The sequence below is a fragment of the Paenibacillus oryzisoli genome (assembly GCF_001653565.1).
Classification (GTDB): domain Bacteria; phylum Bacillota; class Bacilli; order Paenibacillales; family NBRC-103111; genus Paenibacillus_E; species Paenibacillus_E oryzisoli.
Window position 1 is genome coordinate 116922 of the sequence record NZ_LYPB01000094.1, and the last position, 10667, is coordinate 127588.

At 44.3% G+C, this 10667-nt stretch carries 8 protein-coding genes; 1 reads left to right on the forward strand and 7 read right to left on the reverse strand.

Annotated features, from left to right (window positions below):
- Nucleotides 1-111 precede the first annotated feature (111 nt).
- The 5 genes from A8708_RS33860 to A8708_RS33880 all read right to left on the reverse strand — a co-directional run bounded on the left by A8708_RS33860 (nucleotide 112) and on the right by A8708_RS33880 (nucleotide 8118).
- Complete coding sequence (locus tag A8708_RS33860) at nucleotides 112-1857, reverse strand: sensor histidine kinase (RefSeq protein ID WP_068671356.1); 1746 nt, start codon at nucleotides 1855-1857, stop codon at nucleotides 112-114.
- Nucleotides 1857-3356: a response regulator transcription factor gene (locus tag A8708_RS33865; protein ID WP_068671358.1), complete on the reverse strand. Its 1500-nt coding sequence runs from the start codon at nucleotides 3354-3356 to the stop codon at nucleotides 1857-1859. The genes A8708_RS33860 and A8708_RS33865 overlap by 1 nt, the downstream gene beginning before the upstream one ends.
- Nucleotides 3357-4228: 872 nt before the next feature.
- Nucleotides 4229-5167, reverse strand: coding sequence for a polyprenyl synthetase family protein (locus A8708_RS33870; protein ID WP_068671360.1), 939 nt, complete (start codon nucleotides 5165-5167; stop codon nucleotides 4229-4231).
- A gap of 15 nt (nucleotides 5168-5182) precedes the next feature.
- Nucleotides 5183-5815 carry a response regulator transcription factor gene (locus A8708_RS33875; protein WP_068671362.1) on the reverse strand — a complete coding sequence of 211 codons (633 nt, stop codon included), beginning with the start codon at nucleotides 5813-5815 and terminating at the stop codon, nucleotides 5183-5185.
- Nucleotides 5812-8118, reverse strand: a complete 2307-nt coding sequence (locus A8708_RS33880; RefSeq protein WP_068671364.1) for an ATP-binding protein — start codon at nucleotides 8116-8118, stop codon at nucleotides 5812-5814. The genes A8708_RS33875 and A8708_RS33880 overlap by 4 nt, the downstream gene beginning before the upstream one ends.
- Nucleotides 8119-8194: 76 nt before the next feature.
- Here A8708_RS33880 and A8708_RS33885 point away from each other — a divergent pair, with 76 nt between their 5' ends.
- On the forward strand, nucleotides 8195-8395 hold the full coding sequence (locus tag A8708_RS33885; RefSeq protein WP_068671366.1) for a hypothetical protein: 201 nt from the start codon (nucleotides 8195-8197) through the stop codon (nucleotides 8393-8395).
- A gap of 127 nt (nucleotides 8396-8522) precedes the next feature.
- Here the strand turns inward: A8708_RS33885 and A8708_RS33890 are convergent, their stop codons facing one another.
- Nucleotides 8523-9500 carry an aromatic ring-hydroxylating dioxygenase subunit alpha gene (locus A8708_RS33890; RefSeq protein ID WP_068671368.1) on the reverse strand — a complete coding sequence of 326 codons (978 nt, stop codon included), beginning with the start codon at nucleotides 9498-9500 and terminating at the stop codon, nucleotides 8523-8525.
- Between the two features lie 22 nt (nucleotides 9501-9522).
- On the reverse strand, nucleotides 9523-10665 hold the full coding sequence (locus A8708_RS33895) for a BMP family ABC transporter substrate-binding protein (RefSeq protein ID WP_068671370.1): 1143 nt from the start codon (nucleotides 10663-10665) through the stop codon (nucleotides 9523-9525).
- Between the last annotated feature and the right edge of the window lie 2 nt (nucleotides 10666-10667).

Below are 10667 nucleotides of genomic sequence, written 5' to 3' on the forward strand. Positions count from 1 at the left end.
GACTTGGCAAATATCCAACATTTTTGCGATATGTAACACTTTTTTACGCAAAAAAACACCCATTCCGTCCAAGCGTTTTCACGCCGACTTCAAGGGTGTTCCTTCACTCATCTATTCTGAATCTGCCCTAGAGATCTCCTCCGCCGTATAGACAGGAAAATTTAGAAATACACGGGTGCGGTGCCCAAGTGCACTTTCAATGCGCAAGCCATAGCTTTGACCAAAGCGAATCTGGATGCGATCATGTACATTTTTCAAACCATATCCGACTGAGTTCCGTTGAATAACCTCAACCGCCATCTCCTGACTCATACCTGGCCCATTATCCTCGATGCAGAACTCCAGATCATCCCCCGACCTGTAACCTCGCAGGGTAATGCAGCCGCGTGCACTCCCTTTACGGAGCTTATCGATGCCATGCTCTAGCGCATTTTCTAATATTGGCTGGAAAATAAGATTAATCATGTCATATCGCAACAACGCTTCATCTACCTCACAAATGAAATCAAAACGATAATTATGCATGATACTTTGAATATGCATATAATCCTTGGCATTCTCTAACTCATTGCGGACAGGGATGAAATCTCTCCCCTTATTCAGCACCGTGCGATAGAAGCGTGAAACGGTATTCGTAATCTGACTAATTTCCATGGCGTCAATTTCTAGCGCTTTCCAGTTTATAATCGATAACGTGTTATATAGAAAATGGGGATTAATCTGCGTCTGCAGCGCCTTAAGCTCCGCCTCTTTCTGCGTGATTTTACTTTGATATACTTCTTCGATCAAGGTGTTAATGTTGACGAGCATATTGCCGAACCGATTCGTCAATTGGCCAATTTCGTCCCTGGACTGACTCGATACGTCAATTTTCAGGTTCCCATTTTCAACGATCATCATCTTCTTATTGAGCTTAATAATACGTTTGACGAAAGTGTTGGAGAACATCCAGATGATGAGCAGCAGGCCAGCCAAACAAACCAAGACGATCAGGGCTGTCGCACTGACAATGCTCTTGGCATCCACCGAAATTCCGTTCTTAGGGGTAAAATAAACAAGCTTCCAGCCCGGCTCCGCCATATCTGCAGTGATGTACATGTAATCTGCCCCCTGCATAGTAAATGAACCGATTCGTTCCTTTAGCTGGGCGGATGGCAGTGAAGTGATTGGAAGCTCATCTCTCATGTGCATGTTTTTCGATAGAATTTGATGGCCATCCCTGTCTAAAATCAAAATACCATAGGCATTTGTTTTGATATCATCCAAGCTTTGGAACAAACTATCGGCGTCGATGCTTAGGAACAACACTGCGGGTGCCTTCCCTAATTGCGCTTCCTCTTCACTAACGAACGGCCGTGTGGCGAAGAGCTTGCCATTCTTAATGTTCCACTGTGTTTCTTTCGATTGCGTCCGCTGATTCGCCCACTTAAGGTCCGATGTCAAACTGAGCGGTAAAATATATTCACCACGCAGTATAGACTGATTCTCTGTAAACACCGAGATTTGTAAGATATCGCGATTGAAATCAAGAATATTACTGAAAAACGGATCCACATAATCCCGGTATAAGACTGGAAAATCACCATCATTACTTATAAAAATGCGCTTAAAGACAACATTCTGTGTGATCGAATTAATGATCGCTTCATGTTGCTTCGCGCGGTAGTTAATCGTCTCTGCAATCTGACTAATGGCTCCATCCAAATTCTGTTTTGCCTGTTGAAGCAGGAACGAGCTAGCTTGGTGATAAGAAAACATCCCAAGTACAACAACAGGTATAATGGAAACGACCATATAGGAGATGAATAGCTTTTGCTTAAACCTTAAGTTTTGGAAATAAGCTAGGAAAGTTCTCATCAGCCCGTTCCCTCTCGAAATTTAGCCGGACTTTGCCCGTGATACTGTTTGAACGTTTTGCAGAAATACGAAGTATTCATATAGCCAACTTGCTGACTAATGTCTGCAATCGTTAGATGTGTCTCCCGCAGCAATTCCTCTGCCTTGTGCATCCGAATCATTGTAAGATATTTAACAAACGTTTGCCCGACTTCCCGTTTAAATAGGTAGCTCACATAGGTCTGTGTAAGGAACACCTTCTCTGCAATCCATTGTAAGCTGATATCTGATGCGTAGTTATCTTCAATTAGCTTCCTGATGTCCTTAATCACTTTCTTACTAAATTCCGGATTATGCACATCCGTTGCAGCACCATCCAGCAAACTAAGAACAAGTTGAATTTGTGCTTTCAGCTCGGCAAGCGACTTGCATCCAAATATAGCCTCAACAATAGATTTAAAGGCATGGACATCTGTATGCCCTGCCATTTCCCATATTTTCTTAGCAAGCTCCGTACATGTGTATTTCACATAAATCGCCGAATGCTGCCCACTTCCATCAATGGTCTTAAAGAATAGCTCGACACCTTGGCGAAGGCCGAATTGATCCTTGACTTCCAAATGCCAATAGAGGGTTTCCATTAGCTTAGGGATCGTGCCCGCTATTTCTTCTTGTCCTTGACTTTCATCTGTATAACGTACTGTGCTTTCATGAAAGAAAAATTTATAATCCAGCACATTCTCCATGTGCTTAAACTCTGGAACCAACTCATCGCCCGCGTAGATTAACCTTGAAATGACCATCGTAAAAGTTGCGTTGTAGGCGTCTGCAATGCTTGCCTTCAATCTGCTGCCTAATGACTGGGGCTCTTCCTTACGCACCGTATGACTCCATCGCACACAGACTAGACTCTGACTCTCATTCATATTCACATAATCGAATGGTACATGAATGACGGCCTGGAGCCTCTCTGGCAGCAAGTCGTGCTCTACATCGAAGACCGATGAACTATAGTCAATGAGTATCAATTGAACAGACATCTGACTAAAATCGAGCCCGATGAGATCTAACTTACGTGAGAGTAAGGGGGAAGCTTGCGCAGCATGAAGAATCTCTAAGAACATCTCTTCCTTTTCTTGTTCTTGATCCTTATGGCAGAGCGCAATGACCTCCTGAAAAGCTCTTTGGAAATCACTCACATCAATAGGCTTGAGCAAATACGAGGATATCTGATAATGAATCGCTCTCTGTGCATACTCAAACTCTCCATAGGCGCTGAAAATAATAATTTTCAACTCGGGGAATTGCGCCCGTGCCCGCTCACATAAAGTAAGGCCATCCATGAATGGCATCTTGATGTCGGTTAGTACAATATCAATTGGATGCGATGCAAGCATCTCCAAGGCTTCTTCGCCATTTTCAGCTTCCAACACAGCTAGGGGCAGGTTATATTTGTGGATTAATCGCTTAATCCCTTCTCTTTCAATATGCTCGTCATCCACGATGAGGATCTGAAACAAGCGCTTCCTCCATTCCAAGCTCGCCTCTATGACTGGATTATCCTATCGGATCATCCCCTTCATGCAAGTTCGCTCCTATAATGCGACAACCAACTCCATCTAAATTTTATCAGAAGACCGCTTCGGATTAAAATTCAACATTCTTGCGTTCCATATCATTTTTTTATGCTACTCGAATCTAGGCGCTTAGAATGCATCGCACCCATAGTGTAATCGAGGTCGGGGAGGTCGGGGCACCTACGTAGTTCTCACACGCGTACTTGCGGTCCCGGTGCTCCGCACACCCCCGCAACTCCTGATCTCCACCTCCGCGCCTTGCACCGGGTGGTATTAACTGGAAAATATACAGGTATTTTCGCGAAATTCACTCAATAAATCGATTTAACTGTAAAATATGTAGTTAAAATCACTTATTTGGGTCATATAAGTTAATATATCTAAAATTAACTGTATATTTTCCATCTAAACTGCATTTGGCAGGTAAATCCTAATTTTTAACTACATAAAATCCATTTATTTACTTAAGTCTCAGAATTGGCTCAGGAGATATTTAGCAATTCACCCAACTTACTCAACATTCCAACTCAGCAATCCATCCCTGCTACTCCTTCTCCACTTAATCTACTTCTCCACTTAATCTACTTCTCCACCTAACCCTACTCCTAACCTCTATTTCTTCATCTACTCCTACTACTGCTACATATACTTCTCCTCTAGCCTCTATTTCTTCATCTACTTCTACTCCTATTTCTACTCCTACTTCTACTTCTACCGATTTCCCCTACTCTCGCTCCAACCACTACCTCACTACTCATATTAATCATGTCTACAACAACCGCTTTATCACTTTATAGTTACGAAAAGAGCAGGCACTAGGCCTGCTCCACTTCCGCAACATCATGTATGAAATCGCCCCACGTGAGCGTCCGGAACTCTTCCTTCCATGGGGATAACGCCGGAAGCTCTGCCCAGATCTCCTCCGCTTTCTGAGTGCACACAGATTGCACAATGCGTGCATATTCCAAGCATCCGGAGTCCTGGATCAACTGTTTGACGACGTCTTCTTTTGCTGCCAAATGTTCAGCCGTGATCTCTCCTCTATAGTACGCCTTCACAGGTGAGAATTCTTCATCTTCAATGGAGAGCAGATACAGAATCGGCAGCGTCCGCTTCTTCGCCATCAAATCGCTTTTCTCATCATAGCGAACGAGATCTCGCACATCATTCTGAATCTGGTGGAGAAGTCCTACACAATCGGCGATCTGATGCAGCTGCTCTATCGTTCCTTCGGTACAGGCTGTATCGGCATAACCGAGGAAGCAAGCAAGCCGGAATAGGGAACCCGATTTCTCTTGAGTCATCCATAAATATTCATCAACGGTGGAAACCGCATTAATCACATCTTTATGCTGGCCATTAATTGATCTAGCAATGATTTTGCTAATTTCGACCAACATGGTTCCGCTGGCATTCATCTTGCCTAATTCACCTACTACACCCATCAATAGCGCTAATACAGCATTCAACGCACTCGCCGTGTCCACGCGCATCCATGGCTTAGTCTCGTTATCCTGATCCTGCAGATCATCAACCATATCTAGGATAAGAACAATTAACTCCGTCAATGCCGCTCGGCGGTGGATGTCTGACGAACTCCCACCAAGCATGGCGTGTGTGCTCAATGTGACTTTGGACCAAGACAGGCTCGCCGTCTCTTTATCTGACATACATGATCTCAGCAGCGTTTTCAAATCCTCATCAAACATATAATCATCCATCATCCGTACCATATGCTGCTGAATGTCCTGCATGCAAAGCGCCTACTTTCAGGTGTAATATTTACTTTTGATAAACTTCTCCAACGCTTCTGTCCTTGATTTGGCGCCCCATTTGTCATAAATTTTACGCAAATAATTGTCAACCGTACGCTTACTCATGAAAATTCGTTCCGCAATTTGTTCGTGTGTAGCGCCTTTAACCAGCATGTTCATCATGAGCACTTCTTCCTCTTGCAGTTCACACTCTTCTCCAGCATCAGCCTCATGTAATTGCATTTGGTTGAAAAAAGACAGCGGAATCATCGTATATCCATCCAAAATACAATACACCATATTCTTAATCGTCCGCTCCGTCGACTCTTTCGACAAGACACCGCTTACTTTCATTTCAATCAATTTATTATAAATACCGGCCAACTCGATGCCCGTAAAGATGACAACATGAATTTGTGGATAGAGCTGCTTAAGCTGTGCGGCAACCTCTGTGCCCGTCTGATCAGGGAGCTGGTAGTCTAGAAACACGAGCCCAGGCTGATGCAGCTTCACATACTCCAAGCATTCCTTAGCATTGCTAACAACCCCAACTACTTCGATACGATCTATCTCATCAAGCAACGTCTTTGTCGCTCTTGCAAATAAAGGATGGTCATCAACCACCAATGTTTTGACGATCTCACTCATGTTGTTATCACTTCCTCAGTTGGTATTGTGATTAGAATGTGGGTCCCTTCTCCTTCGGCAGTCTCCAGTTCAAAGCTCCCGCCTACGTGCAGCACGCGACTTCTCATATAAGCAAGTCCCATACCGGATGCGGCGATTTCAACGGCAACCTCTTCCTTTACAAGGAACCCTACGCCATCGTCCCGATAACTTAAGTAGAAGAAATGATCTTCTTCCCACAGATGAAAGCTCACGTTAGCCGCCTGTGAATGTTTCTTAGCATTGTTAAGTAATTCTTGTACAATCCGGAAAATATGCCGTTTGGCCGATAAATCCTTGCCCTCAATGTCGGCAATTTGCTCAGCCCGGAATGAAATCTCGAACGGCGTCGTATAGGATTCCTTCTCAACGAACGTCTTCAAAGTTTGCTTCAACCCTACCTCTTTCAGCAGGTGAGGATTCAATTCGAAGCAGCTCTGACGCAAGCTAGCATTAATCATTTCCACGAAGTTGTTCATACTGTTGAGCTGTTCACGATCTTCCTGACGCATCGAAGGTTTCTCTGCCAACGTAGTTAATCTTCGCTTGAGGAAAAATAAATCCTGCATCGTCGTATCATGAAGATCGGTGGCAATTCGAACACGCTCCTCCTCCTGCAACTCGAACATCACCTTCCGTAACCAGAGATGTTCTTCCTGCGGAAGGTGAGAAACCATTTGCTGCAGTCTGCCGGTTAACTTACGAATCAGATACACATTTTCCATACTCACTTCTAAATAAGAGGTGATTAATTGCAGCCACTGCCACTCTTCCTTCGCGATTCGTGTGTTCGTCTTCTTTCGTGTCACGATGAGAAAGCTTGTGTATTCCTCATTGCAATTCATTTCCATAAACGTGTAATCAGGATGATCGAGAATCGCAGATGAGTTCACCAACCGCTGGATCTCCGCCGTATCAACCTCACCTTCGCAGATAATTTCAATATCGTTTTTATGCCGAAAAACAATCGCACCACCCGTCACTTGCAAAGTGTTAACGATATCAACAAGGATGATATCCTTTAAATCTCGAAAGCTCGAAATTGACCCTAAGTTTTTAGAAATCTTTTTGAGCGCTGACTGCAATATGTATTTCCTTGGGAACAAATAGGGTTCTAATCTCGTCGTCCAATATTCGGCTGCGTACAACATAGCTGAAAGAAGGAAAATTGAGCCTAGGAACACGAAAGAAATTTGCTTCCCATTCGTTTCCCCATGAAAAATAATAGCAAAAGCTCCTGTAAACAAGCTAACGGGCACAACCGCCATAAGACTCGCGAATACAACCCGCCGTACAACAAGACCAATATCGTATAACTGATCGGAAGCTATTAAATAGGAGAACGTAATTGGAAAAATCAATAATAGCCAGCTGGTATAAATAGGATCAAATATCCACTCTCCAATTATAAGCTGTGGTATGAAGGACAGACAGATAATAGGTAGGAATGAAATGAGTAATGAGTAAAATACACTTTTGATAATACCAGCAAGTGGTGTCTGCGCCCTCCTAACCTTCACGAATAACGTTGCCAGCAGGGAAATATTCAAGGAAATTACAATGATGAAGAATCCCATCGTCACAGATCCGTCATGCTGATATACGAAAGCCATCGAAGGAAAGAAATATAGACCTCGCAATATGAAAGCTAGAAAGGCTATCCCATATAAATATTTAAAATGCCCCTTAGGGAGCACCATGTCTCCCTTTTCTTTGAAGAACACCACAAGGAAATGTAGAAAGACAATTGGCAATACCATCATCGAGCTTGCAATCATTAATTTGCCTATTAAATCGCCCCGCATGGAAGCGCCTAAACTCATGAAGATGAGGGCAGCGCTAAGAAACGAGAATGCGAGCAATCGTGCAGACGGCGAACGATTTTCCCTTACCAATAATAAGATGCACATGAAGAGACAGACGAATTCTTCCGCGAGCGAAACGATATCGAACAGAGCGGGTCGGCTTGTCCTCAAATCAATAGATTCTACGATGCCATCTCTCCAAATCACGACCGTGTTCGCCTTCTCTACTACATTCCATCGCTTGACAGTTGACCATTCACCTGGTGATTCTCCATCAATGGCAACAACTTTATCGCCAATGTGAATCTTATCATTCGTGCTATTTGCCTCAAGCTTACTGACGATCCATTCGTCTGTACGAGCAGTGTCCAAGTAAATGCCGTTATATGGAAAATGAAAGGTAATAAACGAGCACCAGATCTGCAAAGAAATGAAGAGTATCAAGGAAATACTCACACATACTTTCGCCGCTAATTTCAATTTACTCTCCCCTTAGTTTCAATATTTTGCTATAATTACTCTGTAACCTACTATTAAAAAAGAGGGAGCTAAACCAATGGCAATTATTCAACTAAACCCAGAACTACAACGTTCCGTACAAGCAGTGAAGCGCGCTGAATTGCGCAAGCAAGCGGATTCATTCATGGTGGCTCAACCTCTATCCGCTAAAGAAACAGCTGCACTTATCCAAACATTTACAACTCCTTCAGACACAAGAAAACAACAAGCAAATGAGCCTTCTAACTATTGGTGGTAATCTAGTCGTATTTATTTTACCAAATACAAAAAAGGATTGCATATTAGCCACATGCTAATTATACAATCCTTTTTTTAATTCGTATGCATGTCCTTCGCACTACTCTTCCCTGATCCGACAATTCTCGCTAGTCCGTCCCGAATGTGACGCCTAACTCACGCAGCCGTTTGCGGTACGCGATGCTCAAACGGTCACACTTCAAGTGCAGCTCCGCTTGCAAATCTAGCGGCAACAACTCCGGCTTTTGATTCTCAACCATGATCCGATCCTGTTCAATGAGCCTGTCTTGGAATTGGATGAATACCTCATCCCGCTCGTCATACGCATAGTTTCTTTGCTTCAACATATAAGCCACACTAGTCTGCTCCGTAACTGGCAGTACCATGAGAAACAACCGAAAGATATGATCGGATACGTCGTCTCTTTTCGTAAAAGCTACACATAAAGGTCCGAACACCTCATACACATAACGACTATTCACCCCACGCCCCGTCCCGTCTGCATCCGGCTGATAGATGATGATTTCGTCAGAACGTAGAACGCCATCCTCTTCCACAACATGATAATCATTGATTTCAGCCCAATCACTATCGCCCAGTAATCCCTCATGCACGAACATAAGGTGGGACACATCGAGGAAATTCTCAATAATGCGAGGACCTGCTGCTTGCAGGGTGTAAGGCCCCATGAGTACTTCTTTGAAACCCTCTGGCACATAAGCACTCACTTTAGGCAAAAGTCCCGCAGGTGTCCCTAGACATACCCAAATTAGTCCATGCGCTTCAACGCAGGCATACACATAGGCTTTGGCCTTGGAGGGTATCACCTGCTCCTTCGGTAAGGAAGGAATCTTGGTGCATGTACCACAAGCATCGTAAGACCAGCCATGGTACGCGCAAACCAACTCATCCCCCTTAACTTTCCCCAATGAGAGCGGCACGCCACGATGAATACATAGATCCTTAAATGCGTGGACACCTTGCGTGGTACGGAATATCGCTACTTTCTCCCCTAGTACAATGACTGCCTCTGGCTTATCCGTGAGTACTGACGACAACAACACCGGGTGCCACTCGTGAATTAATGCGATATCTTGTATTGTCATCGCCACTCACATCCTTTGTGCTTTATTTAGGTATAACACCCTTAATTCCCTTAACAAACCAAGTCGTGCCAAGGATTTCTTCGTCTGTCATCTTCTTTCCGGATTCGAAGCGTGTTTTGCCGTCTTGATCCACGATTGGGCCTTGGAATACTTCGAATGTACCGTTCAGAATCTCTGCTTTTTTCTTCTCTACTAGGTCTTTAACATCCGCTGGCACATTTTTGCCAAGCGGTGCTATGTCTGTGATGCCCTCTTTCATACTGCCGAAGTAAGCTTCAGATTTCCACGTGCCATCCATGACACTTTTTACCGTCTTCACGTAATAAGGGCCCCAGTTCCATTTCGGGTTCGATATGTACGTATCGGGTGCGAATCTACCCATATCGGAATCGTTCCCAATGCCCCATACTTTGCGTTCAGCAGCCGCTTGAATGCTTGCCGGTGAATCTTGGTAAGCCGCCAAGACGTCTACCCCTTTATCCAACAAGGAGATCGCCGCTTGCTTCTCTGTTGCAGGATCAAACCACGTATTACTCCACACAACGGAGACATCGATATTCGGATTCACACTTTGCGCACCTAGCGTGAAGGCATTGATCGTATAGATTACCTCTGGAATCGGGAAGGCCCCAACATAACCCATATGGTTATTTTTCGTCATTTTCCCAGCAGCCATACCGACCAGATAAGCACTTTGATATTCGCGTCCCATGTACGTGCCTAAGTTCGGTGCCGTTTTGTAGCCAGTAGCATGCAAGAATTTCACATTCGGATGCTTCGCCGCCACCGCAACCATGGGGTCCATATACCCGAAGGAGGTTCCGAAAATAATATCATTTTTCTGAGCCAACTCTTCAAATACACGTTCAGCGTCAGGTCCTTCTGGAATATTTTCAACCGTTGTCGCTTTAATTCCTAGTTCCTTCTCCATCATCAATCGGCCTTGATCATGTTCAAACGTCCAGCCGCCATCTCCCGGAACGCCGATATAGACAAACGCAACCCGTGGCAGCTTCTTCTCTGTTGTTGCTGTCGTAGACGCTGCAGTGGAAATAGCTGCCGAGGAGGCAGGCGCCGTGCTCGATTCTGTCGTCGAACTCTTTGCGGAGCAGGCGCTCAAAATGACTAACATAATAGCAGTTAAGGACAGTATGGTTTTTCTCATTG